Raw genomic sequence first — 25,258 nt, 5'->3', positions numbered from 1 at the left:
CGCGGGCAAACCGCAGGAGAACGCTTGGGAGAAAGGCAGGCTAGAGGCGAATGATCTCCCCCAGCTTGGGCGCCCGGAAGGAGTCTTCCGAAAGCCCGAGAAGCCGGCGGGCGTCGGCAAGGAGCTGAAGGGGCTCCTCCCACGGTTCGTCGGAGAGACGGAAGGTTCCCCAATGCATGGCCAGCGACGTCCTGGCCTGGAGATCCCGATGCAATTGGGCCGCCTCCATGGGATTGAGGTGAAGCGGTTGCTGCAACCACGAGGGCCGATAGGCTCCGATGGGAAGCAGGGCAAGCTCGACGGGTCCCAGAGGCTTGCTCAACTCCGCATGAAAGCGAGCATAACCGGTGTCGCCTGCGAAAAAGATCTGGCGGCCTCGCGAGGAAAGCAGCCAACTGCACCAGAGAACGCGGTCGCGATCCAGTGGACTTCTCGCCGAAGCGTGCTGCGCGGGGAGACAGAGAAGCTTCCACGAGCCGTCGGCGATGAACTCTCCCCATCCGAATTCCACAATCCGGCTGAACCCCCATCGCGCGAGGAGCGGCCGAAGGCCCAGCGGACAGCAGATAAGAGTCGCGCGAGGAAGCTGCTGGAGGCTGGCTCGGTCGCAATGATCGAAGTGGGAGTGGCTGAGGATCACAAGGTCGGGAGCGGGACTTTCTTCGCGGCGGAACGGGGAGGGGCGACGGCGGCGGAAGCCCGGAATGGGCCAGGGTGCGCAGTACTCTCCGAAGAGAGGATCGGTGAAGACGGTGAGTCCATCGAGTTGAAGAAGAAAAGTCGAATGACCCAGCCAAGTAGCCACGATGCGCTCCGGTGGCGGATTGCGTAGCGCGGGCCAGTCGACGAAGACTTCTTCCGGCAGGCAGGCTCCACCTCGGCCTGCGGCTTGGCTCCTCGGAGGCCGGCTGGCAAGCTTCCAACGAAAGATATCCTTCCAGCGGGGAACCCAGGGCGAGTCGATGTTCTGGAAACGGCCGTCCTTCCGGCTGACCTTCCAAGGAAATTCGGGCAGGCGTTCCGGTCTATACCCCATGGCCTTCCGAACGCTCCCGCTCTCCTCGAAGCAAGGCAAACAGCCAGGAAAGGGAAACGGCGGTCATGCAGACGCCGCCCGCCGCCCGCAGAAAATAGAGCCAGCGTACCTCGGTCGCATGGTGCCACAGCCATCCGGGCAACCGTACCTCGTTCCATCCAATGGCAGCGAGCGCCAGGAGATGGAGGAAGAGTCCCGCATGCCACAAGGAAAAGCGTATCGGCTCCCCCAGGAGGTCCGGGCCTCCGGGAACTCCTCTGGCTAACTGCAAGAGCAGCAGCATGTTCAAACTGGTCAGCATGCCGGCCATAGCAATATGCGCGTGGGCGACAAGTAGATGGGAATACTTCGCGGCATCGAGAATTCCCGGCAGGAAAAAGGCAAAGCCCGTGATCACCAAGGCCGCCCACCATCCCGCGAAGGAAATCCCCCAAAGCCGCGAGCCGTCCGCCCAGGCGAAGGAGCGCAGATAGAGAGGCAGCAGGGGAATCCAGATCAGGAGGCATGCCAATCCCCCGATCTGCTTCCAGTCCCGGTTCGACTGGTCACCATGATTGAGCAGCAGGTAGAGAATGCTCTCCGCCACGAAGACGCCCCAGAAGGGACGTGCCCTGTGTCGATTCCGGCGTGGAATCTCCAGAAAGACGGGGAGGAGCCCGAGGATGAGGACAACCGCTAGGGTAGAACCCAGAAGATTGGTACCGGTCGACCCCCCGCTTTCCGGATTGATGGGTGGATAAAGCTGGGGTTTGGTTGCGTTCCAGATGGCCAGGGGGACGGTGCCGAGCCCGGCAAGCAGAAGCCAGTCGAGCATCGAGGGGATCCGAACCAAGCCCTCGCTCTGCTCGCCGCTCTTTTTTCCCCGGAACCCGCGGATCAGAGTGTAAGCCAGCAGACCCCAGAGCCCGACAAGAACGGCAACGAAGCAGATCCGGGACAGACCCGACCAATCCAGGAAGAGCTTGCCGCTGCTCTCCCCTTCGAGCCACCAGGCGCCGCCGAGCCCGAGAGCCCACGACCAGAGTGCAAAAGACCAGCGCGCCTGGAGCAGCGCGGCGGGTCGGCGAGGAAGCCATCGGCTCAAGAGAACGCCGACAACCGGGAGAGAGCACCAGCCGTAGAGTTGCCAGTTGAGATGGACCGCCATCCACCTCCCATAGCCCGCAGGACCGGAAACGCTTCCCAACTCCGGCCAGCAGAGGAGAAGCGCGAGCCAGAGTCCGACGAAATTGGCGGCGCTCAGCCACAGGAGGCTGAAGCCGGCGGTGAGCCGGTAAAGTCCGGTCTGAAATCCGACCGGCCTTCGCTGTTCGCCAAGGAAAAAATTCATCGCACTGGCCCGGGAGGGCGATCCGTCCTCCAAGACAGGACGGATCGCCATTCCTCCCGAGAGTCGCAACAGGTCCGGTTAAGGGAGAACGAAGGCAAACTGATATTCGATGGGTAAGGTGGTGCCGACCGTCATGAACGCTTTCTTAATCTGGGGCAGGTTGAATTGAAGGGTGTCGAGGTTTGTCTTGCCGGAGACCATGATCCGTTTTTCTTCCTGCCACCAGAGCGCGTCACTGTTCAGCGGATGTCGCACTCCATTCAGATCGAAGGTGCCGGAAACCGAGACGTGAGCCGGATCCTGGGCCGTGGCGGTCGAACAATTACCGGAGAGCACGCGGATCCCCTCACATCGAAACGAGGCTTGCGGATGAAGCTTGGCGTGAAGCCAGAGGAACATCTCCTCGTCCCGCTTCTTGTGGAAGGTCGTAAGGCCCGCGATCGGGAAGACCAACACGGACTTCTGGATCGACGGGGTTGCCGCGGCTTCCCAATCCGCGCTCCCCGTGATCCGGGTTTCCGCGCCGTGGAAGTCGTGGAGGAAGGAGTCCCCCACAAATTTCACGTGGCTTTTGCTGCTGTCGACCGGCAGCGAGACGGGCTGGGCCGAGGCCCAGCCGGTCCCCCAAAGCGCGGTGAGCAGAAGAAGGCTCAGAGGGCGAAGAATGGATCTGTTCGGTCGTATGGACATGTTGTCTCCTGTTAATCTATGTTTCTGTCTCTGTCGCGAGCTTCCCGACTAAGGAGCACGCGTTGACTCGTCGCCTCTCGTCGACAATCGGGCGAGGTGGGCGGCTAGTCCGAGAATCGCGGAGTCCTCCAAACTTTCATGGCCGGCCATCGTTGTGCCGGGAATTCCGAATTTTATGATTCGGGCCAAGCCGACGAGCCGCTCGGGGGCTTCGGACTGCGTTCCCCCCAGCCAGCAGCTTCGTGTCAAGTCGCTGGGAACAGGGGATCCCACGAGCGAGGAGAGAGGCCCGTCGCCCCTACCCGAGAACCCGTGACATTGCGCGCAGTTTTCCGCAAAGAGCCTCGCCCCTGTCGTGGAATCGACGGGGCAGCTCTCTAGAGCGGGGCGCCATCGCTGCACGGCCTCCATTCGCTCTTCTCGGGTCATCGAGCCGAGATCCTGCAAGTAGGCGACAAGCGCCTCTCCCCGAGGATCGCCCTCCACGAAGAGATGCCCGTAGGAAGGCATGCGCGAGTCAGGGACGACCGAGCGCGGGTTAATCAGGTGCAGCCGGTTCCACTGAGCCGAGCGTCGATTGCCCACGCGCAGCAGATCGGGTCCTTGACGGCGATTGCCGATGAGGGGAGGAATCTCCTCTCTGGCCTCCCGCGGAGGCTGGGAAGGGCCCCACCACTCCTCATCGCGGGTGCCCGGCCGTACGTATTGAGAATGGCAATGGATGCATCCCTCGCGGATGTAGACCTCTCTGCCGAGCCTTTCCGGACTCTGCGCGGAGGACGAACTCTGGAAGGAGAGAAGCTGCTTTTCATGAAGTCGATAGGCGAGAAGGCCGATTGCGCACAAACCCGCCCAGTAGGGGATCGATTGGGGCGTCGCAAGAGAAAAGAGTGACCGGGGAAGGATCAGGCAGATAGCGGCAATCAGCGTGGAACTGGCAAGAAAGAGTCGTGGAACCGAATGGAGATTTTGGGCCATTCCAATCCCCATGGCCGAACCGACCCACCCGGCGATGACGTAAAGGAGGGCGGCATGCCAGGCGGTGGACCGTGCGCATGTCGCGTTCGACAGGCTGCCTGGAGCAAAGACCAGCGCGGTCGAATAGAGGGAGACCCCGACTGGGTAAAGCCAACCCGCGGCTCTTGCGCCGACGCCATCGCTGCCCAACATGGCCGCAGATCCGGCCAGCAACAGGAAGGAGAGCGCCAGGACCTCCCGTAGGTTACCCCGATCAAGGCTCCAACCGGCCGCACACGCGGCGACGAAGTGGATAACGCCGTTCCTCCATTGGAAGCTTGCTCCCCCCCAAGCGAACCGATTGAGGAGAGGCGTCGCTTCCAGGATGGTGAAACACGCCGAATCGAGCCAGACCAGCGCCAGGAAGACGACAACGATCCTTTCAAAGCCGAAAGCCCGTCGGTCGGTCGATCGGAGCGTGTGAGCATCGGCCGCCCTCGCCAAACCGGCAGTGCTTATCGCCCCAAGACCGCAGGCAATTGCGCCAGCAATCGCCTGCACCTTGGGCGAGCCGGCGAAGAGAGCGGGAACGTTACAAAGTCCATAGGCGATACCGGTCCCTAAACCGATCTGGAAACCTCGTCGTCCGCAATCGAGCAGGATGGGAATGCTCGCACAGAGGCTGACGGTGAGAAGTCCTACCGATGCTCCGATTGCTGCGGCAAGAAGGGTAAAGGAGACGGCATTACGAGCGGTCGTCGAGAGGAGAGCGGCGGCTCCGCTGGCCACGAAGCCGACGAGCAAGAGGATCCTCAGGCGGGAGTAGTCGAAGAGCTTGGCGGCCAGCAGGCTTCCCCCGATTCCGCCGAGCCCCATCGAGAGGAGCACGCGTTGGAGATTTCCGCCGGCGATGCCCTGATCATGGACCAAGCCCAGGAAGCCGAATTGAGCAAAGAGCAGAAAATTCACATAGGTCGCCGCAATGGCCACGATGGCAGCAAAAGCAGCAAGGACGGGAGGCGGGGAAAAGGTGTCGCGGTTAGGCATCACTGGGAAAGCTTCGCCAGAGCAAGAGGAATTGCGCCAATGCCCAGAATCCGTCGGTGAGCGAGACACTGATCCAGGCGCCTTCCATCTGGCCTCCGGCGATCTCTGCGGCGACGAAGACGCAGACTGCGGTTCGAAGAAGAGCCGTCAACTCCCAGACGGTCCGCAGGCAGCCCGCGCGACGGCCTGCCATCCAGCAAAACAGTCCATAAAAATAGCCGGCTCCGACCGCTGCGACGAAAACTCCGACAAACCGAACCCAGCTAACCTCTGGAACAGAGGCAACCCCCATCCGGGCGAGGGTCCATGCCGGAGCGAAGAGCAGGCAGAGGCCGGTGGCCAGATCGCCTCCGCCGGCAAAAAGGCTGAGAGCCAGCGCCGTTCTCGCTCCGTTTTCTCGGAACCCGACTCTTTTCGAGTCTCCCTGGATCGGGTGCGGAAAACTCATAACGGGAGCGCTTTCCCCTGATGGATATGCAGACTTCGATGGCATCCCTTGGTGAAGCGCTGGTCGTGCGTTGCGAGGATCACGGACGCCCCTTCCTCAGACACCAGGCGGAGGAACAGGTTGAAGACGACATCCGCGGTTCGTTCGTCGAGAGAGCCGGTCGGCTCGTCTGCAAAGATCACCTCCGGTCGATTCATGAGAGCCCGGCAGATCGCGGTCCGCTGCCGCTCGCCGCCGGAAAGATTCTGGATCCGGCTCGTGAGCCGGTGGGATAAGCCGACCTTCTCTGCCAGATAGCGAGCGCGCGCATCGATTTCCCGCGCAGGCCGCCGCTCGGAAAAGCAGGGAATGCGCAAGTTCTCCAGCATCGTCAGGTCCGGTATGAGATTGTGCAGTTGAAAGACGAACCCCACGTGACGACGGCACAACCGCAGACGCGTTTCTTCCCGGGACGGATCCAGACCGAGAATGGTAATCTCCCCTCGATCCGGACGGTCCAATCCGCTGAGCAGGTGGAGGAGGGTACTCTTCCCGGAGCCCGAGGAGCCCCAGAGCGCCACCATTTCCGCGCGCCCAATTTCCAGGCTCACCCCTTGAATGACCGGAGTCTGCCCGTGATCGAAGCTCTTCCAGACATCGCGCGCGACGATGACGCTGGACGGCTTTTTTCCGGCGGCCGGGACCGAACCAAGGCGAGACTCTTCGGTGTTCATTCGAAACGCAAGGCTTCCGCAGGTGCGATCCGCGAAGCAAAGTAGGCGGGATAGAATGCGCCTGCGATCGCGGTGGCCAGAGTGACGACTGCCACTCCAACCAGGAGATCCATCCGGAGAGCCGCGCGGACATATCCTTGAAGCTGGGGAGCCGCGTTCATCGCCACGAGCGCAGCGAATCCCGCCACGCAACCGACCACACTCCCCAAACCGGAAAGGATCGCCGCTTCCCCCAAGATGAGACCGGCGACCTGCTGCCGGGAGAACCCGCACACCCGCAACACCGCGATCTCCCGCACGCGGGCAAACACCGACATCAGCATTGTGTTTGCCACTCCCATGCCACCAAGGAGGAACGAGCAGATCCCAATCGCCCAACTGGTGACATTGAGGATGCGAAACTGCGAGTAGGACCGGTTGAACTCCTTGTCCTCGAGTGCAATCAGATCCGGAAAGCGCGCATCGATCTGCTTCTGGAAGGCCACAAAGCTCGCCCCCGGCCGCAACTCCACCGTCGCCAAGGAAGCCTGCGATTCCTTATGGAAGAACTCCTGGGCGAGCGACAAGGGAAAGAAGACGCCGCCATCTTCGAACCCGTTTGCCGTGCGAAGCACGCCCCCGACAAGAAAGCGGCGGCTCCCAATCGGGATCTCCTGCCCTATCGTCGCCTTGAGGAAGGAAGCCGCCCGTTCCCCGAGATAGATGGCATCTTTCTCCCGGCCGAAGGCAGTGGCCGAGCCGTGTAGCCAGTGGGCTTGGCGGAGGCGCGGATTGTCGGCTTCCACTCCGAAGCAGGTGATGATGGGATGGTTCGGAGAACTGACGATTCCGACGAGCAGGGGGTCGACCCGTTTTACCAAGGGAAAGTTTCGGATCTCCTCGAGTTGGGAGGCACGAACACTGCTGAAGAACAGATCGGAGACATTCCTCTCAAAGAGAATGAACTGGCTCTCCGTCGACAGGATGTTTTGGAACATCCCTACGGCGCCCAAAACGATCGAAACAATGCACAACATGGAGGCTGCGCCGAAGCCGATACCGGCGGCCGTGATGAGGGAACGAAGCCGATGACGGCGAATGTTAATGAAAATGAGCTTGAGGAAGTCCATGCCAATCCGGCTCCTGCTCTTCGAGCAGAGAGGTGATCAGTCGTTCCGCAATGCTTTTTTGCACCGCGTCGAGAAACCCGAATCTGCGATCCCCCGTTAGGAGGCCGACGGCCTCTTGTGCCAGCCTTGAGAGCCGCATCAGGGAGGAGATGGTCTCTTCCTGGCCAACGGCGAGGAGGAGGTTCGGTCTGCGAAGTCGCGCATCCCTGCCGGCCATCCGACCGATGGAGGCGGGCTCGCTCGCGTCCCGGACGTCGTCAATCCCCTGGTAGAGTAGTCCCCAATAGACGCTGATCCGATTCAGAAGAAGCCGCTCCCGCATGGGGAGGTTTGCCGCCACGGCAGGAAAACCGAGAGCCAATCGAATCAGGGGAACCGTCTTCCCTAAAGCGATCCTCAGGACTTCCCGCCGGCCTCCGGGCCGATAGGCCAGATCTTGCGCCTGTCCATTGACAATGCCGGCCGATCCAAGACACCGGTCCAGGAGCCGATGCGCCTCCATCTGCCGAGATGCCGAAATCTGCGAAATCACTTCTCCCAGCAGCGCGTAGGCCCGGGTAATGAGGGCAAGACTCCCAAGAATGGCCGTGGGTTCCCCATGGAGAAGATGAAGGCAGATCCGCCCGCGCCTCTCCTTCGAATCATCCATGCACGGCAGATCATCCAGGAGCAGGGAGGCGACGTGGAAATATTCGACCGCGCAGGCAAACTTCTCCGCGATGTCCCTTCGGAATCCCGTGGCGACCATCGCGCCGTAGGCAAGCTGGGTTCGAAAGAGGCTTCCCGGATTGGTCAACGCACCGACAATCGCCATGCGCAAGGTCCGTTGCATCCCCGAGTGGAGGGGAGCATTGTCCTGAAGCGATCGATAGAGTGTTGTCCGGATAGATCCCCTTTCGCACATTAATAAATATTCACACATTAATAAAATTTCATTTCAATTACCAACTCGCTCATCAAGCGTAGTTTGACAATGCTGATCTCGCCGCAATGAACCCTGGACAAGAAGGTCAGTTAGCTCGCTCTGGTTGAGCATGAAACTGTGGGAGATTAACAGACGATTCCCCACTGTCAATAGTTATAAGCAAGCCTCAAGATGAGAGCGGATTCTTCACAACGAATACGCCACAAGAAAAGAGGGAGGATCGGGTACCGAGCGGAGGGCGGAACGCCGGACCCAAGAGAAGTTGGGGGATGCCAGGGAGCTTGGCTTGCGGCCGGCTCAATCGAATGGAGCCACCGTCCGGCGCAGACCCCAGAGGAACTCCTGATTCCCCGAACCTCCCAGGATCGGCGAAGGAAGCACCCCCCGATCCTCAATTTCCGCCCAAGCCTTTACCCAATCGCCCAAATCCGCTACGACGCGTTGCCGCACCGCTGGATCCCGAACGATTCCGCCCCTGCCCACCTCGGTCCGGCCTGCCTCGAACTGCGGCTTGATCAGCGCGACGATCCACCCCCCCGGGCGGACGAGGGGAAAGAGTGCCGGAAGGATCAGACGCAGCGAAATGAAGGCCACATCGGCCGTCGCCAAGTCCACGGGCTCTCCGAGATCCTCAGGCCGGAGCCGGCGGGCGTTGATCTTCTCGCGAACCAGGACTCGCGGGTCCTGCCGAAGCTTCCAATGGAGCTGCCCTCGGCCCACGTCCAAGGCGATAACCCGCCGGGCTCCCCTCTGCAAGAGGCAGTCGGTAAACCCTCCGGTCGAGGCTCCGACATCCAGGCAAACCCACCCGGCGGGATCAAGGGAAAAGTGGGAGAGACCGGCCTCGAGCTTGTGGCCGCCGCGGCTGACATAACGGTCTGGCTCTTCCAGCAAGAGGGGGGCTTCGCGATCGACCATGCGGCTCGGCTTGTCCGCCAGGGTCTCCCCGATGCGTACCCGCCCGGCGAGAATCGCCCGCTGCGCCGCGTCCCGGCTCTCGCAAAACCCTCGTTCCACTAGGGCCAGGTCAAGCCTGAGCTTTCGGGGTTCCGTACTCTTGCGCGCCTCTTCGTCCAGTGGCCTGTCCCCCGGTTTTCCCCGAAGCTTCTTTTCTTTTCCACGCATCGTCTTTCCGTTAATTACCTATTGTAGCGCCTTTCGGTAGGAAAGGCCGCTGGCGGTCTGGCAACAGGGTAATGTGAAGATTGGTTACTCTGGATCGATGCCTAGGGAGTTCTCGAGCCCTCCCAGCGAGACCTCATCTCTTGCCCCGGAAGCCATTACCGTTGCTCGCCCGCCTCTCTTAGGATCTCCCGGCACGGCCGCCTCGGTCACGAGAGGGGTCTGCAACCTCCTCGAACGTCCCGCTCCCCGCTGGTGGGGGCCGGCCACCCTCCTCACTGGTCTGATCGCCCTCTTCGTCCTCGCAACCAACTCGTATCTGATTGGGACCGGCATGGGCGTCTGGGGCGTCCAGATTCCCGTCGTTTGGGGATTTGCCATCATTAACTTCGTCTTTTGGATCGGCATCGGCCACGCGGGTACTCTCATCTCCGCGATCCTCCTGCTCACCCGGCAAAAGTGGCGCAACTCCTTGAACCGCGCCGCGGAAGCGAGCGCCGTCTTCGCGGTCGCCTGCGGAGCGATGTTTCCGGCAATGCACATCGGCCGCCAATGGATGGCCTGGTACCTCTTTCCGATTCCCGAATCGATCGCAGCCTGGCCGAACTTTCGAGCACCGCTGCTCTGGGACGTTGCCGCAGTCACGACCTATCTCACGGTCTCGGTGCTCTACTGGTATCTGGGGATGATCCCGGATTTTGCCACGCTGCGCGAGAGGGAAAAGCATCCCTGGCGGCAGAAGCTCTGGGCGATCCTCTCGATGGGCTGGTCGAGCTCGGCCCGGGAGTGGAATCACTATGAAATGGGCTACCTCTGCCTGGCCGGACTCCTCGCGCCGCTGGTGCTCTCCGTCCATTCCTTCGTCTCTTGCGATTTCGCGGCCATGGTCCTTCCCGGGTGGCATGCCACGATCTTCCCCCCCTACTTCGGCGCCGGAGCGATCTTCGGCGGCTTTGCCGTGATCCTCGTCCTTCTCATCCCCCTGCGGGCGCTCGTCCCGGAATTAAAGGAGTTCATCCTGCCCATCCACATCGAGCAGATGGCCAAGTGGCTGCTGACGACGGGATCCCTGGTTGGCTACGTCTACCTGATCGAGCTCTTCATTGCCTGGTACGGAGCGAATCCCTTTGAGCGCTATGCCTTCTGGAATCGGATCACCGGGCCGTACGCCCTGGAATTCTGGGGCATGCTCACCTGCAACGCCGTCGCACCGCAACTCCTCTGGTTCCGGCGGATCCGCCAGAGGCCCTGGATCGTCTTTGGAGTGGCTGTCCTAGCCAACATCGGCATGTGGCTCGAGCGCTTCGTTATCATCATCATCTCGCTCCACCGGGATTTTCTTCCCTCGTCCTGGAGTCTCTATCATCCCACCTGGGTAGACATCGGGCTCCTGATTGGCTCAGTCGGTCTCTTTCTCTTCCTCTTCCTTCTCTTCCTCCGTTTTCTCCCGGTCATCGCGATGTTCGAGGTGAAAGCCCTCTGCAGCCACTCCGAGGAGGCATCGTCCGCTTCCGCCAAGCCGGCTTCCCCCCCGCTCCCGAACCTCGGTTTGACTACTTTCGGGGTGGGCGCCCGGTTCCCCTCTGCCGAAGCGCTTTGTCGGGCTGGCCGCGCTCTCCGCGAGCGGGGCTTTCGAAAGATCGAGCTCTACTCGCCTTTCCCGTTCCACGGGCTGGCGGAGGCCGCCGGGCACGGGAGGAGCTGGGTCTCCGCCTGCGTCCTGGGAGGAGGGTTGCTCGGCTTTTGCCTTGCTGCTTCGCTCGAGATTCTGACTTCGGTCCCCCGCCCAGCTGCTCTGCGCGGCATTCTTTCCAGCCACTTTCTGGACCTTTTTTTCCCCCTGGTCCTGCAGGGAAAGCCCTACATGAGCACGCCGGCTTTTTTTGCCGTGGCTTTCGAGACGACCGCCCTGTTCGCAGCGATCGGAGCGGTGCTGGGAATCCTTCTCGGAAGCGCCCTGCCCCGCTTCCATAAGCCGATCTTCCACTGGGATCTCTTCAGCCGCAGGGGTCAGGATGACGGCTTCTTCCTCCTCGTCGAGCGGCAAGACCCGCAGTTTTCCGCCGACCTCCCTGAAGTCTTGGAAAGCATGGGCGCTTTGGAGATCAGCGCCGTTCCCGAGTGAGACAATACTTCTGGCCGGGTTCAGGGCGAAGCGCTCGCTTCGGCATGGACCGGAAGGATCGGCAGCGGCCGCTGACCGACCTTCTCGTTGTTCACCAGGATTACGATCCAGTAGACCGCCGGTTGAGGCACTAGGAAGGGGGGCATCGGAATGGGGAGATCGAGAACCGTCTGCTCCTCGAAGGGCGGAGCATCGGGGGGAAATTGGATCTGCCCCGAGGCGCTCGCCAACACGTGTCCAGACTGAGGATCCTCGACACGGGTCGCGATGTCCAGCCTCGGGACTCGTCCCCGCAGGTGCGTGAGCCAAACGGTGATAAAAAAGGGTGGGGTAGGAAAAGGAAACCGGGGCAACCGAAGCTGACCAAAGGAGTTGACCAGAGAAAGCTTCTCGGTTCCTTTCTCCCGAACCACTAGGTCGGAGAGCAAGATCGCCGGACAGAGAACGGGCTCCTGGACCACGGCTCCTCACCATAGGAGGGCCTGCTTCGAGAAGCAAGCCCTCCTCCTTCCCCGGCACTGGTGCCGAGCACGATTTTCCGGAAAGACCGCATCGAGGCGGCTATTCCCGACGGGTTCCCACGGCGGCTTCCGAGCCTCCTCGGCTCTCCTTGGAGGCGAATTGGGCTTTCAACTCCTTTTCCAACTGCTCTCGCAGCGACTTCCGCTCTCCCTCGGTCTCCTTCCAAAGCTGACGAGCCATCTCCTCACGACGCTGCCAATATTGGCGCCGGAAGGCCGCGCGCTGATCTTCGGAAAGCGTGAGTCCCAATCGCTCCGCCTCTCGATCGGCGGCGCGGACGCGCTCCACCCGCATCCGGGCGATTCGCTCCAGAAATCTTCCTTTTTGCTCGAGATTCATCTCCTGGAACCGAGGCCACTTTCCCAACTCGGCCAGCAGGCGATCATCGGGTAGCTCCAGGAGTCCGATGATCTTCTGCTTCACCACCCATCTCTGGTGGTCGGGTTCTTGCGCAGCAGAGGCCGCATGATCCCCCGCGCGCAAGGAAACTCCTCCGACCAGCAGACCCGCGATCAACCAGCCCGCTAAAACGAACTCTCTTCTTCCCATAGAACGGTTTCTCCTATTTCTGCTTCTCCGTTTTCCGCGTGCTCCGGCAGGAGCTGTCCTTGGAGCCAGCCGACATCTTCAACCTCTCGATGGGATTCGATCGAAGAGAAGGCCGCTCGGGCTAAGCCCGCCTCCTGCCCGCTTCTCCGTTCCGACACCCAGAAGACACAGCTCCCTCCCCCAAAGATAAGAAAGAGGAAGACTCCGAAGCCCCACTCCAACTGCGCCCATCGCCTTCGTCGACCCTTCTCGACCGCAAGGCGCGACAGAGTCCTGGGTGCCAGCGAACCACCGAGTTGAGGCGGAGGCGCCTGCTTTAGAAGCTGCCAAAGCGGATCTTGTTCGCCCATGCACTAGGATCCAACCCTGCCGCAGCTCCTTTGTTTCGGTTTTTCTGCTTGCGTTCCTTCCTCTTTGCCACAGTGGCCTTCGTTGGCATTTGCTTCGAGCTGCTTGGCCTTCTCCTCTGCTCGGACGGAGGAGGAGGGGGGGCAGGGAGGGACGCCAATGGGCTATCCCGGCGATGTTGCCCGTCCCGCGATGATTTCTCGGAAACGAGCGGCGTTGCGCACTCCGTAGTCTCGATAACAGTTGTTGAACAGGACATGGATCTGCGAAGCCCGCAGGGATCTGACCCCGGCGGCAAGCTCGCGAAGCTCCCCATCGTCGTACCAGTACCGGAACCGATCGGCCGCGGAGGAGAGATTCCGGGCGATCCAGGTTTGTCGGTTCCTTCCATGCAGACGCACCACGGCAATCTCGGACTCTGGAATCGTCCAGAGGGCCGGAACGCTCGCCCGGGTCCCCTGCGGCCCGTCGACGATCACGGGAATGAGCCCATGCTCCCCCTCCCACCGGAGCGTCTCCTCGGTCCGCCCGCTGGAAAACCAGGTCGCATTGCGAAACTCGACGGCGATCCGATCGCTCTGGAGCATCTCGGCGCAATGCAGCAGATGCTCGATGTTCTCCTGCCCATAGGAAAACCAAGGCGGGAATTGAAAGAGAACGACGCCCAGCTTCCCCGATTCCCTCAGAGGAGAGAGGGCGTCGCGAAATCGCTTCCAGAGCTCCTGTCGAGCCTCTTCCGCCAGATCCCGATAATAGATCTTTTCTCGCCCTTCCCGGCCAGCTGGCGGCCTCAAATCCGGAGGAAGCGTGGCAGGAGAAGCGGGGTGTTGGGTAAAGAGGCGGAATGCCTTGCAGTCGAATACGAATCCTGCCGCAGTCCGCTCCGCCCACCGTTTTGCGTTTTCCCGCCGAGGAAGCGCGTAGTAGGTCGCATCGATTTCGACCAGCGGGAAATGGTCCGCATAGTACCGAAGGCGCGACTCGGGATCACGGGCTTCCGCCGGATACCAGCCGGAACTCAGCAGGGTGGGATCCGTCCAGGAAGCCGTTCCGACCAGGACAGTCGTCATCTCGCCGTGCGGAGGCGATCCCCCCTCTTACGACTCCATGAGATTCACGGCAACCTCCCGATACCAGGAGACGAACCTGTCGATCCCTACCCCAAGCGGTGTGTTCGGGGTAAAACCCGCCTCCTTCTCCAGTTCGGTCGTGTCCGCTGCGGTCGCCGTCACGTCGCCCGGAGGCGTCGGGGAAAAATGAAGAATCGCCTTTTTGCCGACCGCCTTCTCGATCGCCTCCACCAGCTCTCGAACGGAAAGCGGGGTGCGATTGCCGACGTTGAAAATCCGGTAGGCAGCCGAACTGCTCGAGGGGTCCGGATGAACCGGATCCCAGTGGGGGTCTGAGGCGGGCGGCCGAGAAATGAGTCGCGCCACCGCCTCGATCACGTCGTCGACGTAGGTAAAGTCCCGCCGCAGCTCCCCTTTTCCGTAAACCTCGATCGGCTCGCCCCGCAGAATGGCGCGCGTAAAGGAAAAGTAGGCCATGTCGGGACGCCCCCAAGGCCCGTAGACGGTAAAGAAGCGCAATCCGGTGGTCGGCAGCCCATAGAGATGGCTATAGGCATGAGCGAGCAGTTCCCCCGCCCGCTTGGTGGCGGCGTAGACGCTGGCCGGATGGCCCGTATCCCCTCGCACCGAAAACGGAAGCGAGGCATTCAAGCCGTAGACCGAGCTCGAACTCGCATAGAGCAGATGAGACAGGACTTCGGAACGCCGGGCGGCTTCGAGCAGATGCACCGTCCCAAGGACGTTGTCTTCCACGTAGGCGGCCGGCTCTCGGAGGCTATAGCGAACGCCAGCCTGGGCCGCGAAGTGGACGATCGCCTGCGGCTGCTCCCGCCTCAGGAGTTCGTCGATCGGTTCCGGATTGCGCAGATCGAGTCTTTCGAACCGGAACGAAGGGGAGTCCCGAAGAAGGCGCAGCCTTGCCTCCTTGAGCGTGACAGAGTAGTAGGAATTCAGGTTGTCGATCCCGACGACCTGCTCGCCCTGTTCGAGGAGCCTTCGAGCGAGCGAAAATCCGAGGAAGCCCGCACTGCCGGTGATTAAAATCTTCATCGTCTAAAAGCCCCTTTCTTCCCTTCCTTGCTTCTCGAGAATCGCGCAAAAAGCTCCCGAAGGAAATCGCTCGGAAGAGAAACCTCCTCCGGCCAGGGACGGGGATAGCCTTCGACCGGCAGCTTCCGGGTGGCGTCGATGCCGACATGACTCCCGATGTTCGGGACCGCCGGGGCGTGATCCAAGCTATCGCTGGGTCCCCGAGTAAAGAGAAAGTCCCGCTCCGGATCGACATTGGCGCAAAGATGAAAGAGGACGTCCGACGTGTCCCGGACGTTCACCTCGGCATCGACGACGACCAGGATCTTGGTAAACATCATCTGCCCCATGCCCCAGAGCCCGTGCATCACCTTGTAGGCCTGATAGGGATACTGCTTGCGAATGCTCACGAAGACCAGGTTGTGGAAGACTCCTTCGGGAGGGAGCGCTAAATCCACGATCTCCGGGAAGTTCGACTGAAGGATGGGGAAGAGCAGGCGGACGCTGGCGGTACCCAAATAGAAGTCCTCCATCGGTGGCTTGCCGACGATCGTCGCCGGGTAGACGGCGTCCTTCCGGTGGGTGATACAAGTAAGGTGAAAGACCGGGTAAGGCTCCACGGGCGTGTAGAAACCGGTGTGATCCCCAAACGGTCCTTCGGGGCGAAGCTCAGGCGGTTCCACGTACCCTTCGAGCACGAAATCCGAGCTCGCCGGCACCTCGAGGTCGACCGTTTCGCAGCGGACCAGAGGAATACCCTTCTTTCGCAGAAATCCAGCGAAGAGCAGCTCGTCGATCCCGTCCGGAAGGGGTGCGGTGGCCGCGAAGGTGAGGATTGGATCGCCGCCCAGGCAGACGGCGACCGGCATGCGCACCCCTTTCTTCCAATACTCCTTCCCGTGGCGAGCTCCGACCTTGTGGATCTGCCAGTGCATGCCGGTCGTGGCCCTGTCGTAGACCTGCATTCGATACATGCCGACATTCCGTCTTCCCGTCTCGGGATCTTTCGTAAAGACCTGCGGCAGCGTGATGAAGGATCCCCCGTCCTTCGGCCAGCATCGGAGAACCGGAAGGATGGCCAAATCGATCTCCGCCGAAGGTCCCATCCTTACGATCCGGTCCCGGCAGGGTCCGTACTTGACCTGGTGTGGCCGGCTCTGCATGAGTCCAAGCCCCTTGCGAAAGAGCTCCCAACCTTCCCGGAACGAGCGAGGCGGCTCGGCGCGCAGAAGCGTTCGGATCTCCTCGACGAGCTTTTCCACCGGCACTCCCAGAACGAGCTCGATCCGCCGCTCGGAACCAAAGGCATTGATCAGCACCGGAAACGGAGAAATCAATCCGGTCGGAAGGAGAGGCTTTTCCACGAGGAGCGCGTTACCCCCTCCCGGAGACTTCATCTCCCGGTCCGCCAGCGCGGTGATCTCCAGCTCCGTCCGCACCGGCTCCGAGATCCGAACCAGCTCCCCTTCCCGCTCTAATTGACGGGCAAACTCAGCAAAACCTCCGCACTCCATGGGTTGACCCGCTCCTCTCGCCCTCCAGCAACGAGGGAATGGCGTATACGATACCCAAGGGCCCCGAGCTAACAGAAGGAAAAAGCCAACCCGCCGTTTACGAAGGCTGCTGATGAAGGCCGCACTCGCGCTTCCATCCGAAAAAGCGGGTCTCCTCCGGCAGCATCCCCTCTTCCCACGGTCGGCTCGTCGGGACATCCCCCACCGATACATAGCCTTGGGAAGCGAGCGGATGCCGCGGAAGCGCCCACTGATCGAGATAGGCTTCGACCTGCTCGTCGCTCCAATCGACGATCGGGTGCATCTTCGCCATGTCGCCCTGCCATTGGAGAACCGGCAAATCCGCCCGCGTTCTCGCCTGTGTCCGGCGCACTCCCGCTAGCCAGCACTGGGCGCGCAATCCCGCCAAGGCCCGACGCATCGGCTCGACCTTGCGTAGTTCATTGTATCGATTTAGCCCCTCTACTCCGTTTTCCCAGAGTCGCCCGTGCCGAGCCTCGAACCAACCGGCGGAAAGCGGAGCTTGCGCCACGTGAAGCCGAAGCCCGAGCCGCTCGGCTAGCAGGTCCACGTATCGGTAGGTTTCGGGGAAGAGATAACCGGTATCGACGAAAATCACCGGTATTTTCGGCCGAAGCCGCGTTGCCAGATGAAGGAGGACGGCCGCCTGAATGCCGAAGCTCGAGCTCAACACCACCCGGTCACCGAACCGATCGAATGCCCACTGAAGACGCTCCACCACGCTCTTCCCTTCCAAGGCCGCTTCTGTTTCCATGCTTTCCCCGGCTTCCCCCACTTTGCCCTCGCTCCCGCTTCCCTCCTCTGTTTGAATCTCCTCCAGATCGGGAAGAGTGGAAGCAGCCCCGCGGGTTTCAAAAGTGCTTGGCTTTCCCATATCTCTGTTTACTCTATAGACTCATGAGCAATTTGAGCAAGCTTGAATCGCAGAGCGTTTTTCTCCTGAGAGAGGCTTACCGGACGTTCCAACGCATCGGAATGCCTTGGTCGATGGGGAAGGACTCGAACGTTCTTCTCTGGCTTGCGCAAAAAGCATTCTGCGGCCGAATCCCCTTCCCGGTTCTCCACATCGATACAACGTACGAATTTCCCGAAATGATGGAGTTCCGCGCATGGGCAGAGACGCATTACGGCCTCCAGCTCATCGTGAAGATCAACGAAGAGGCGATTGCCCGCGGCGTTGGCTACGAAACACACGACCCCATCACGGTCACCCATGAACTCAAGACTGTCGCTCTTCAGCAGGTACTGGCTGAATATCGATGGGACGCTCTGATCACCGGCATTCGTCGAGACGAAGATCCGACGCGGGCGAAGGAACGCTACTTTTCCCCGCGCTCTTCCGAAGGGGAATGGAACTACAAGGACCAGCCTCCGGAATTCTGGAATCAATTCGCTCTTCCCCCCAAAGGGGCGGGCGGTCACGTTCGGGTGCAACCCCTGCTCGACTGGACCGAATACGATATCTGGCTCTATATCCGCCGAGAAAGGATCCCGATTCCCCCCCTCTATTTTGCACGGAATGGCAAGCGCTTCCGCTCCATCGGCTGCCAACCGATCACCCATCCGGTGCCGAGCACAGCATCGACGGTGGATGAGATCATCTCCGAGCTCTACGCCACGCGCACTCCCGAGCGGGCCGGACGAGCGCAAGACCATCACGAGCGAAACGCGATGCAAAAGCTTCGCGCCAAGGGATTCCTGTAAGAAGGGGCCAATCTACCATGCATTTTTCCACCTCAGAGGAAGTAGTGCCGATCGTCGTGATCGGCCATGTCGACCACGGAAAATCGACCCTAATCGGTCGTCTGCTCTTCGATACGGGCTCCGTCCCGGAGGGGAAGGCCGAAGAGCTCGCCCGAGCTGCTGCTGCCGAGGGGATGCCCTTCGAGCATGCTTTCCTGCTCGATTCCCTCCTCGAAGAACAGGCTCAGAACGTGACGATCGACACTACGGAGATCCGGTTCCGAACGAAGAAAAGGCGATATGCGATCATCGACGCTCCCGGCCACAAAGAGTTCCTCAAGAACATGCTCTCCGGCGCAGCGAGAGCCCACGCGGCCGTACTGGTCGTCGACGCTCAGGAAGGGGTTCGGGAGCAGACGCGCCGGCATGCGATGCTGCTGCCGATCCTGGGGATTCAGCACATCATCGTGGCGGTCAATAAGATGGACCTGGTGGACTTTTCGGAAGGCCGCTACCGGGAAATTGTGGGAGCCCTGGCGACTCTCTTTCAGGAGCTCGGCCTGCCGGAACCCACCTCTCTCCCGCTTTCCGCTCGAAGCGGAGAGAACATCGTCCAACCAAGCTTGCAAATGCTCTGGCACATCGGAGGGCCTCTTCTCGAAGCGCTCGACTCGGTTCCCTCTCCCCCTCGCCTCGATGCGTTGCCGCTTCGCTTCGCCGTGCAGGATATCTATCGCCGCGGCACCGAACGGCTCGTGGCAGGGCGCGTGGAAACGGGCACGTTGCGCGTCGGGGATGAGCTTCTTTTCTGGCCGGGCCGCAAGCGAGCGCGCCTACGCGCCTTCGCGGAGTGGCCGACCGAAACGACGCCTACGGAAGCTTCCGCCGGTCGATCGACGGCGCTGATCCTGGAAGAGGAGATCTTCGTGGAACGGGGGATGATCGGCAGCTCCCTCGAAAGGACGCCGATCGAGGCGCGCGAATTTCCCGCCAAGATTTTTTGGCTCGGACCGGACCCTCTCCGGGTCGGAGAACATTACGAGCTCCGCTTAGTGACGCAATCGGTGAGCGCGCGCGTCCTAGAAGTGGATCGGGTGATCGACGCGGAAACTCTCTCCGTCCAAGATTCCTGCAAGCCGGGAGTGGAGCCGAACGAGATCGCAGAGGTACTGGTTCGCACCCAGCGACCCCTTGCCTTCGACAATGCTTCCGAGATTGCCCAGACCGGACGATTTATTTTGGCCAGGGAAGGGAGAATTCTCGGTGGGGGAATCGTTCTTGGTGCCCGCTACCCGAGAGCTTCCCTGCCTCCGATTCAAAGCAGCCCTCTTTTTTGGACGGAAGGGGAGATCGACCGGTACGAACGGGCACGCGCGCAGGGGCACAGCGGGGCAATCATCTGGTTTACCGGCCTTTCCGGAGCGGGCAAATCGACGCTCGCGTTCCAGTTGGAGGCCCAGTTGTTTCGCCGCGGGATCTGGGCCTACGTTCTGGACGGAGACAATCTGCGCCATGGACTCTCGAGCGATCTCAACTTTAGCTCCGAAGATAGGAGAGAAAACATCCGGAGAGCGGCAGAAGCCGCTCGCATCCTGGCCGATGCAGGTAGTGTGGCGATCGTGGCCTTGATCTCGCCTTTTCGGGGCGACCGGCGGAAGGCGCGAGAAATCGCCGAAGCCGCAGGCATCCCCTTTCGAGAGGTCTTCGTTCACGCTCCCCTCGAGGTTTGCCGGGCGCGCGATCCGAAAGCCCTCTATGCCCGGGCCGAGCGCGGGGAGATCTCCGAATTCACAGGCGTCGATTCCCCCTATGAAATTCCTGAAGCAGCCGAGCTTGAGATCCCTACCCATGAGCTCTCGCCCACCGAGTGCCTCGAACAATTGATGAAGATCACCCTGGAAGCGATCACCCTCCCGAATCGGCCTTCCTTGCGGGAGGATCCCGCAGCGAACATTTAACCGCTATGGCTACTCGGCAGGAGATGCCGCTCAGCCGCCGCTCCTGCAACCGGGTCAGGAGCCTTCCACGACGGAAGGCATGCGTTCGCCTGCAACTTCAGGAGATGCTCCTGGTGAGGCTAACGCGACGGCGGTTTTCCAGATCGGGACGGCTTCCTTGAGTTTTCGGATGGCCTCTTCGGCGATCCGAAACGCGGTTCCGCGCCTCTCGGCGGCGACCCGGAGATAGAGAGAGGGCTCCCCTACGGGAACCGTTCCCACCCGATGAATGAGGATGAACTCGTCACAGAGCCCGGGCTGCGCCACCTCCTCGGCGACTCGCTCCAGCTCCTTCCGAGCCATTGCCCGGTAAGCCTCGTATTCGAGTGCCAGGATCGGCCTGCCTCCTTCCCGGCCACGCACGACACCGAAGAATTCGACGATCGCCCCGGATGCCCCATCGGAGGGCAAGGCGATCTCCGGCCGCTCGATACGCCTGTCGATCAGAGCAATAGAGACCTTCACCATTCATCCCCCGCTGACCGGAGGGAGCACTGCCATCTCGCCTGCCTCTCCGACCGGGGCGTCCCAAGAACAATACTCGAGATCCAAGCTGACACGAGCTCCGAAGTTCCTCTCAAAAAAACCGGGAGAGAGCCTCTCGAGGATTTCGCGCGGGGTCTCCTCGGGTCGAACGGAGACGAGGCGTTCCCGAAAACCCAGGAATTCCTTCGCCTGCGCGAAGAGGAGAAGTCGGATCGTCCTCTCTTCGTTGCCCATTTCTCTCTCATCCGCCTAACGCCGTCATCGTTCGCTCCGGCTCGTAGTAATCTCGGAAGGAGTGTTCGAGCGGCTTCTTCCGTAACGTGTCCAGGAAGGTCTCGCGCAAGCCTTCTCGGTCGATCGCCGGGCGTAAAAAGGGGCGCAGATCGACCTCCATCTGGTTGCCCAGGCACGGCCGAAGCCTCCCATCTGCCGTAAGACGCATCTTGTTGCACTGCTCGCAAAAGTGGAGATCGCTCAGCGCTCCGATGAAACCCACGGTGACTCCGCGCTTTCCCATCCGGAAATAACGGGCGGGGCCGAAGCCCAGCGACTGGCCCACGGGCTCAAGCTGGTCCATTTTTTCCAGCTTGCGGCGGATCTCGGATGCCGAAAGAAAATTCTCCGGACGAAGCACCTCCCGAGACGTCACGGGCATGAGCTCGATGAATCGGAGAATGAGGCCTCTTTGCGCGGCAAAATCGAGCAACGGCTCGATCTGATCCTCGTTACGATGGCGCAGCAGGACCGTGTTGAGTTTGATCGACGGAAAGCCGAGCCGGCGTGCGGCGTCGATCCCTTGGAGCACGAGGCCGAGCTGGCCTCCCGTAATTTCGTAATACCGCTTCGGATCGATGGCATCCAAGCTGACATTGATCCCGGCAAGGCCTGCTTCCCGCAATTGGGCGGCCAAGCCCGCCAAGCGGGTGCCGTTGGTCGAGAGCCGCACGCTCCTCACTCCAGGAATCTTCACGACTCCGCGCACCAGATCGGGTACTCCCGGCCGGACTAGCGGCTCCCCACCGGTGATACGAAAATCGGTGAATCCAAGTTCCACCGAAACCGCCACCGTCGCCAAGATTTCCTCGTAGCTCAAAAGGTCTTCGGTCTCTCTCCACCCGACGAAATCCCGGGGAAAGCAGTAGAGACAGCGCTCGTTGCAGCGATCCGTCACCGAAATCCGCAAATAATGAACGGACCGCCGAAAGCTATCCTGACAACTCACACGCCTCTTTCCTGCCACAAAAAGCTAGCCGCCATTTCTCACAAGCGTTCTCCTGCGGCTTGCACAATGGCCTTGTCTGCTTCGTTCTCGCTTGGTTTTCCATCCTTGCAGTATCTCCTCATACAACTCCGGTGGAAAACCGGTGCCTCGCCCCCAAGCCCATTTGCGGCGCCTCGGCTACGAAATTTGTGAGAAATGGCGGCGAACCAGCGAGACTTCACCCGTAGCTCTTGAAAAACTTCTTCTTGGTTTCCTCGCTCCCGGAGGGCTCCTGCGGGGAGGAGGTCGAAGTGGCCCGTGGCGGAACAGCCCGTCCCTCGCCGAAGGGTTCCGAAGTCTGCGGCGGGGAAACCGCCGGCGCGCGCCCTCGACCCTGGCTTGCCTCTACATACGCCAAGCGCAGCTCGGTCAGGGCGCTACCGAGAAACGCTTGCTCCCGAGGCTGAAGATTGCCACGTGTCTTTACTTCCAGAGCCTCTAGGTGATCGATGATCTCCCGTGCGTCCGGAAGACGGGGCTCTATCGCCTCCCTACCTGGCAGGGGAATTCGTCCCAGTAGAAGGAGAACATGGTCGATCTGCATCTGCACGTGACGCGCAAAACGAGCCTCCACTTCCGCGTCGGAGAGTGAATGATCCATGCCTAACCAAACGTTCTTTTCCGAAAAGACTCAACCGATTTCTGCAAAGTTACGGCCGGACGATCCCCACCACATACCCCTGGGTCGCGAAATAGGACCGAAGAACGCCATTGACCTCGTCCAGTCCCATCGCCCCTAAGCGATGGAGCCTCCGCTCGTCGTAATCCCAGCCCAAGCCTACGAGTTCGTGCAGAGCCGAACTCGTCATGATCGAGGCGGGATTCTGCCAGGACATCTTTTCCTCGCTAATCAGTTTTGCCCGAGCTCGTTCGAGTTCCTTCTCCGAAAGGCCCCCCTCGGCAAGACGGAAGACCTCCTCGAGCAATATGCGCTCCACCTCTCCTTCCTTGCCCGGCGCGGTTCCCGCGTAGAAATAGAAATACCCCGCCTGGCGGCCGACGAAACGAGAAGCGCTCACAAAGTAGGCCAGGCCCAATTCGTCACGCACACGGACGAAAAGCCGGCTGCCTAGGTCGGAAAGAGACTCCCCGACCACGGCAAGAGCCAATTGATCAGGATGAACCAGTTCCGGTATCGGGAAGGCGATCTCCACGATGGCTTGCTCCTTGCCCGTGACCCGCTTCTCGGCCCGCACGGGTTGCGAAGGGCGAGGCGGCAGGGGAGCAGAGGGGAGCGCCGAGGCCACGCCTAACCGGGAGGCCATAGCCCGAACAATGACCGGTTGCCACTCCGCCGGGTCTACCGGACCCGCTCCCGCAATAATCAGCCGATTCGTGAGAAGGACCTTGCGAATGAAGTCCTCCACATCGGCCGCACGAATCGAAGCAAGACTCTCCTCTGTCCCCAAGACGTTGCCCCCATAGGGATGTTCCCCCCATAGGGCTCGGCGAACGAGATTGCGAGCGATGGTAAGCGGATCGTCTCGTTCGGCCTGGAGCAGAGAGAGCTGCTTGCGTTTTTCGATGGCGATCTCTTCCTCCCGGCATGCCGGTTCCAGGAGCATCTCCAGAAAGAGTTCCAGCGCAGGCGCCCACTGGTCGCTCAAGACCTCCAGCGATAGGCCCGCAGAATTATTCCCAGCGTCGGCGGCAATCGAACCGCCGAGCTCCTCTACCTCTCGAGCAATCCTCGCTGCCGTCCGGTTCCGAGTGCCCTTGAGGAGGAGTTGTGAGGAAAGAAAGCAGATCCCCTCCTTTCCCCTGGGTTCGAAAAGGAGTCCACCGTCAAAGGCAGCCCGGAAGAACTGGAGCGGCAAGCCGTTTTCGAGCGAAAGCATTCGAAATCCGCCGCCCGCTTTCGTCAAGGACGGGGTGTGTCTGCTTCCGGGATGGGCGCCGACGGCCGGCCGGTAAGATGCGGGCTTGAAGTCGACAGGAACAAGGTCAATGCGATTTTCCTTATGCGGCACCAGATATCGGCGCGCCACTCGTTGCACCTCCTCGGCGCTCACACCAAGCAAGAGTCGCAAGAACGTTTCCTTCAAATAGGGATCTCGGGCCAACAACCAGCCGGAGCCCACCGCCTCCCCCTTGCCCGCCATGCTCTTCAGGTCGGCGATCGAACGCGCGAGGTTCAACCGGCGGGCCAGACTCAAGTCCGCTTCCGCCGGCAGCGACTCTCGGATCCGGGAAAGCTCCTCACGGAGACGGCCTGCCAGCTTCTCCAGCCGCGCCGGGGCGCACCGCGCCTCGACGCCGAAAACGCCAACCTCCAGTCCGGCGAACGCAAACGCCTCGACTTCTTCGGCCAAGCTCTCCTGCTCGACCAACTTTTGGTGCAGAATTGAACTCCGACTCTCGCCGAGCAACAAGGCGAGGACCCGAAGCGCCGCAGAGTCCGGGTGACCCAACCCGGGAACGGGATAGAAGATGGCGATGCGGGCCAACTCGCTCGGGAAAGCTTTTCGAGTATACCGCGCGGCAACTTGGACGGGTTCCTCCGGAATCAGAATATCGGAAAGAAACCGACGCGGCTCCCTGCCGAAACACCCCTCCGCGGCTTCGAAAACCTCGTCCGCTTCCACCGCGCCGGAAACGACGAGAAAGAGATTTTGCGGCGCGTAACGCTCTCGATGGTAGGCAACAACGTCCTCTCGGCTCAACGCATCGAAGAGATCGATCTGTCCAATGATGGGAAACCGCAACGGATGCCTCAGGAACGTAGTTTCCAAAGCCGCTTGCATGAGCTGGCTCTCGGGATCGTCCTCGACCATGGCGAACTCTCGTCGGATCACATCCTTTTCCCGGGCAAATTCCTCCGAATCGATCGCGGGATGGAGCACGGCGTCGGCGAGGATCGGCAGGGCCTGCCGCCAGGACTCCGCCGGCAGATCGATATGATAGACGGTCCGTTCGTAAGTGGTATAGGCGTTGAAATGACCGCCAAGATCCTGAATCTCCTGGACCATCTGCACGCCGGTCCGCGTGGGAGTCCCCTTAAAGAGGAGATGCTCCAAGAGATGAGAGATCCCCGAGCCGATCCAGCGGCCCTCATGAATGCTCCCGGTCGCGCACCAACACTGGAGGGAGACCACCGGTGCACGCGTGTCTCGATTGACGAGCACGGTCAGGCCATTCTTCAGTGCCGTTCGCTCTACTGCTAAGAGCGACAGCGGTAACGGTTCTCTGGTCACCGGCGACTGGCCGCTGGTCGATCGTAATGTGGAACTCATGGCGATCCTCGGGGAGAAGAGCCGACGGTGGACCCCGCGACTC

At 61.1% G+C, this 25,258-nt stretch carries 24 protein-coding genes; 3 read left to right on the top strand and 21 right to left on the bottom strand.

All coding sequences use genetic code 11. The features are described from left to right. Positions 1-40 precede the first annotated feature (40 nt). From A37A_RS16535 to A37A_RS0108355, 9 genes are all read right to left on the bottom strand, one after another. Positions 41-1,036, bottom strand: a complete 996-nt coding sequence (locus A37A_RS16535; RefSeq protein ID WP_018291072.1) for an MBL fold metallo-hydrolase — start codon at positions 1,034-1,036, stop codon at positions 41-43. Continuing rightward, positions 1,026-2,417 carry a hypothetical protein gene (locus A37A_RS16530; protein ID WP_018291071.1) on the bottom strand — a complete coding sequence of 464 codons (1,392 nt, stop codon included), beginning with the start codon at positions 2,415-2,417 and terminating at the stop codon, positions 1,026-1,028. Before A37A_RS16530 ends, A37A_RS16535 begins: the two co-directional genes overlap by 11 nt. A 27-nt stretch (positions 2,418-2,444) precedes the next feature. Next, positions 2,445-3,056 carry a YceI family protein gene (locus A37A_RS0108385; protein WP_018291070.1) on the bottom strand — a complete coding sequence of 204 codons (612 nt, stop codon included), beginning with the start codon at positions 3,054-3,056 and terminating at the stop codon, positions 2,445-2,447. Between the two features lie 48 nt (positions 3,057-3,104). Continuing rightward, entirely contained in the window at positions 3,105-5,060 is a 1,956-nt protein-coding gene (locus A37A_RS18315; protein ID WP_018291069.1) for a cytochrome c, read from the bottom strand. Beyond that, entirely contained in the window at positions 5,053-5,508 is a 456-nt protein-coding gene (locus A37A_RS0108375) for a hypothetical protein (protein ID WP_018291068.1), read from the bottom strand. The genes A37A_RS18315 and A37A_RS0108375 overlap by 8 nt, the downstream gene beginning before the upstream one ends. Next, entirely contained in the window at positions 5,505-6,221 is a 717-nt protein-coding gene (locus tag A37A_RS0108370) for an ABC transporter ATP-binding protein (RefSeq protein WP_018291067.1), read from the bottom strand. Before A37A_RS0108370 ends, A37A_RS0108375 begins: the two co-directional genes overlap by 4 nt. Then, the gene (locus tag A37A_RS0108365) at positions 6,218-7,330 is read right to left on the bottom strand and encodes an ABC transporter permease (RefSeq protein ID WP_018291066.1); all 1,113 of its coding nucleotides are present in this window, start codon (positions 7,328-7,330) and stop codon (positions 6,218-6,220) included. Before A37A_RS0108365 ends, A37A_RS0108370 begins: the two co-directional genes overlap by 4 nt. Then, positions 7,302-8,162 carry a polyprenyl synthetase family protein gene (locus A37A_RS0108360; RefSeq protein WP_020494192.1) on the bottom strand — a complete coding sequence of 287 codons (861 nt, stop codon included), beginning with the start codon at positions 8,160-8,162 and terminating at the stop codon, positions 7,302-7,304. The genes A37A_RS0108365 and A37A_RS0108360 overlap by 29 nt, the downstream gene beginning before the upstream one ends. Before the next feature lie 390 nt (positions 8,163-8,552). Further along, complete coding sequence (locus A37A_RS0108355; RefSeq protein ID WP_018291064.1) at positions 8,553-9,380, bottom strand: TlyA family RNA methyltransferase; 828 nt, start codon at positions 9,378-9,380, stop codon at positions 8,553-8,555. A 97-nt stretch (positions 9,381-9,477) separates the two neighbouring features. Here A37A_RS0108355 and A37A_RS0108350 point away from each other — a divergent pair, with 97 nt between their 5' ends. Next, complete coding sequence (locus tag A37A_RS0108350; RefSeq protein WP_018291063.1) at positions 9,478-11,502, top strand: quinol:electron acceptor oxidoreductase subunit ActD; 2,025 nt, start codon at positions 9,478-9,480, stop codon at positions 11,500-11,502. A 20-nt stretch (positions 11,503-11,522) separates the two neighbouring features. Here A37A_RS0108350 and A37A_RS0108345 read toward each other — a convergent pair whose 3' ends face one another. From A37A_RS0108345 to A37A_RS0108310, 7 genes are all read right to left on the bottom strand, one after another. After that, the gene (locus tag A37A_RS0108345) at positions 11,523-11,963 is read right to left on the bottom strand and encodes a hypothetical protein (RefSeq protein WP_018291062.1); all 441 of its coding nucleotides are present in this window, start codon (positions 11,961-11,963) and stop codon (positions 11,523-11,525) included. A gap of 100 nt (positions 11,964-12,063) precedes the next feature. Then, positions 12,064-12,573, bottom strand: a complete 510-nt coding sequence (locus A37A_RS16520; protein ID WP_020494190.1) for a hypothetical protein — start codon at positions 12,571-12,573, stop codon at positions 12,064-12,066. Continuing rightward, positions 12,549-12,923 carry a hypothetical protein gene (locus A37A_RS0108335; protein ID WP_018291060.1) on the bottom strand — a complete coding sequence of 125 codons (375 nt, stop codon included), beginning with the start codon at positions 12,921-12,923 and terminating at the stop codon, positions 12,549-12,551. The genes A37A_RS16520 and A37A_RS0108335 overlap by 25 nt, the downstream gene beginning before the upstream one ends. A gap of 162 nt (positions 12,924-13,085) precedes the next feature. Beyond that, a complete protein-coding gene (locus tag A37A_RS0108325; protein ID WP_018291059.1) occupies positions 13,086-13,991 on the bottom strand; it encodes a DUF72 domain-containing protein in 906 nt (301 codons plus the stop codon). A gap of 27 nt (positions 13,992-14,018) precedes the next feature. Then, the gene (locus tag A37A_RS0108320; protein ID WP_018291058.1) at positions 14,019-15,041 is read right to left on the bottom strand and encodes an NAD-dependent epimerase/dehydratase family protein; all 1,023 of its coding nucleotides are present in this window, start codon (positions 15,039-15,041) and stop codon (positions 14,019-14,021) included. Further along, a complete protein-coding gene (locus A37A_RS0108315) occupies positions 15,038-16,534 on the bottom strand; it encodes a menaquinone biosynthesis decarboxylase (protein WP_018291057.1) in 1,497 nt (498 codons plus the stop codon). The genes A37A_RS0108320 and A37A_RS0108315 overlap by 4 nt, the downstream gene beginning before the upstream one ends. A gap of 97 nt (positions 16,535-16,631) precedes the next feature. Next, complete coding sequence (locus A37A_RS0108310; RefSeq protein WP_018291056.1) at positions 16,632-17,429, bottom strand: phosphoadenylyl-sulfate reductase; 798 nt, start codon at positions 17,427-17,429, stop codon at positions 16,632-16,634. A 23-nt stretch (positions 17,430-17,452) separates the two neighbouring features. Between A37A_RS0108310 and cysD the strand changes: the two genes are divergently transcribed. Next, positions 17,453-18,259, top strand: coding sequence for a sulfate adenylyltransferase subunit CysD (gene cysD / locus A37A_RS0108305; protein WP_018291055.1), 807 nt, complete (start codon positions 17,453-17,455; stop codon positions 18,257-18,259). A gap of 17 nt (positions 18,260-18,276) precedes the next feature. Further along, complete coding sequence (gene cysC / locus A37A_RS0108300) at positions 18,277-20,196, top strand: adenylyl-sulfate kinase (RefSeq protein ID WP_018291054.1); 1,920 nt, start codon at positions 18,277-18,279, stop codon at positions 20,194-20,196. 54 nt (positions 20,197-20,250) lie between these two features. Here the strand turns inward: cysC and A37A_RS16515 are convergent, their stop codons facing one another. The 5 genes from A37A_RS16515 to A37A_RS0108275 form a co-directional block, all read right to left on the bottom strand. Continuing rightward, positions 20,251-20,703 carry a molybdenum cofactor biosynthesis protein MoaE gene (locus A37A_RS16515; RefSeq protein WP_018291053.1) on the bottom strand — a complete coding sequence of 151 codons (453 nt, stop codon included), beginning with the start codon at positions 20,701-20,703 and terminating at the stop codon, positions 20,251-20,253. Then, positions 20,704-20,955: a MoaD/ThiS family protein gene (locus tag A37A_RS0108290; protein ID WP_018291052.1), complete on the bottom strand. Its 252-nt coding sequence runs from the start codon at positions 20,953-20,955 to the stop codon at positions 20,704-20,706. 7 nt (positions 20,956-20,962) lie between these two features. After that, the gene (gene moaA, locus A37A_RS0108285) at positions 20,963-21,943 is read right to left on the bottom strand and encodes a GTP 3',8-cyclase MoaA (RefSeq protein WP_018291051.1); all 981 of its coding nucleotides are present in this window, start codon (positions 21,941-21,943) and stop codon (positions 20,963-20,965) included. A 217-nt stretch (positions 21,944-22,160) separates the two neighbouring features. Next, positions 22,161-22,583 (bottom strand): DUF1844 domain-containing protein, encoded by a 423-nt coding sequence (locus A37A_RS18310; protein ID WP_018291050.1) that lies wholly within the window; start codon positions 22,581-22,583, stop codon positions 22,161-22,163. A gap of 49 nt (positions 22,584-22,632) precedes the next feature. Continuing rightward, positions 22,633-25,215, bottom strand: a complete 2,583-nt coding sequence (locus A37A_RS0108275) for a pitrilysin family protein (RefSeq protein WP_081616224.1) — start codon at positions 25,213-25,215, stop codon at positions 22,633-22,635. Positions 25,216-25,258: the final 43 nt, after the last annotated feature.

Source organism: Verrucomicrobium sp. 3C (genome assembly GCF_000379365.1).
Lineage (GTDB): Bacteria > Verrucomicrobiota > Verrucomicrobiia > Methylacidiphilales > Methylacidiphilaceae > Methylacidimicrobium.
Note: the sequence above shows the minus strand (reverse complement) of the source record. Positions and strands in the feature narration are given on the sequence as shown.

Excerpts from the sequence above, each read along its gene's own strand:
- A37A_RS0108290 (WP_018291052.1), bottom strand. The coding sequence starts at position 20,955 with ATGGGCAACGAAGAGAGGACGATCCGACTTCTCCTCTTCGCGCAGGCG.
- cysC (WP_018291054.1), top strand. The coding sequence starts at position 18,277 with ATGCATTTTTCCACCTCAGAGGAAGTAGTGCCGATCGTCGTGATCGGC.
- A37A_RS0108350 (WP_018291063.1), top strand. The coding sequence starts at position 9,478 with ATGCCTAGGGAGTTCTCGAGCCCTCCCAGCGAGACCTCATCTCTTGCC.
- A37A_RS16530 (WP_018291071.1), bottom strand. The coding sequence starts at position 2,417 with ATGGCGATCCGTCCTGTCTTGGAGGACGGATCGCCCTCCCGGGCCAGT.
- A37A_RS16535 (WP_018291072.1), bottom strand. The coding sequence starts at position 1,036 with ATGGGGTATAGACCGGAACGCCTGCCCGAATTTCCTTGGAAGGTCAGC.
- A37A_RS0108315 (WP_018291057.1), bottom strand. The coding sequence starts at position 16,534 with ATGGAGTGCGGAGGTTTTGCTGAGTTTGCCCGTCAATTAGAGCGGGAA.
- A37A_RS0108385 (WP_018291070.1), bottom strand. The coding sequence starts at position 3,056 with ATGTCCATACGACCGAACAGATCCATTCTTCGCCCTCTGAGCCTTCTT.
- A37A_RS0108335 (WP_018291060.1), bottom strand. The coding sequence starts at position 12,923 with ATGGGCGAACAAGATCCGCTTTGGCAGCTTCTAAAGCAGGCGCCTCCG.
- A37A_RS18310 (WP_018291050.1), bottom strand. The coding sequence starts at position 22,583 with ATGGATCATTCACTCTCCGACGCGGAAGTGGAGGCTCGTTTTGCGCGT.
- A37A_RS16520 (WP_020494190.1), bottom strand. The coding sequence starts at position 12,573 with ATGGGAAGAAGAGAGTTCGTTTTAGCGGGCTGGTTGATCGCGGGTCTG.
- A37A_RS0108365 (WP_018291066.1), bottom strand. The coding sequence starts at position 7,330 with ATGGACTTCCTCAAGCTCATTTTCATTAACATTCGCCGTCATCGGCTT.
- A37A_RS0108360 (WP_020494192.1), bottom strand. The coding sequence starts at position 8,162 with ATGCAACGGACCTTGCGCATGGCGATTGTCGGTGCGTTGACCAATCCG.
- cysD (WP_018291055.1), top strand. The coding sequence starts at position 17,453 with ATGAGCAATTTGAGCAAGCTTGAATCGCAGAGCGTTTTTCTCCTGAGA.
- A37A_RS18315 (WP_018291069.1), bottom strand. The coding sequence starts at position 5,060 with ATGCCTAACCGCGACACCTTTTCCCCGCCTCCCGTCCTTGCTGCTTTT.
- A37A_RS0108375 (WP_018291068.1), bottom strand. The coding sequence starts at position 5,508 with ATGAGTTTTCCGCACCCGATCCAGGGAGACTCGAAAAGAGTCGGGTTC.
- A37A_RS0108355 (WP_018291064.1), bottom strand. The coding sequence starts at position 9,380 with ATGCGTGGAAAAGAAAAGAAGCTTCGGGGAAAACCGGGGGACAGGCCA.
- A37A_RS0108325 (WP_018291059.1), bottom strand. The coding sequence starts at position 13,991 with ATGACGACTGTCCTGGTCGGAACGGCTTCCTGGACGGATCCCACCCTG.
- A37A_RS0108320 (WP_018291058.1), bottom strand. The coding sequence starts at position 15,041 with ATGAAGATTTTAATCACCGGCAGTGCGGGCTTCCTCGGATTTTCGCTC.
- A37A_RS16515 (WP_018291053.1), bottom strand. The coding sequence starts at position 20,703 with ATGGTGAAGGTCTCTATTGCTCTGATCGACAGGCGTATCGAGCGGCCG.
- A37A_RS0108310 (WP_018291056.1), bottom strand. The coding sequence starts at position 17,429 with ATGGGAAAGCCAAGCACTTTTGAAACCCGCGGGGCTGCTTCCACTCTT.
- A37A_RS0108275 (WP_081616224.1), bottom strand. The coding sequence starts at position 25,215 with ATGAGTTCCACATTACGATCGACCAGCGGCCAGTCGCCGGTGACCAGA.
- A37A_RS0108370 (WP_018291067.1), bottom strand. The coding sequence starts at position 6,221 with ATGAACACCGAAGAGTCTCGCCTTGGTTCGGTCCCGGCCGCCGGAAAA.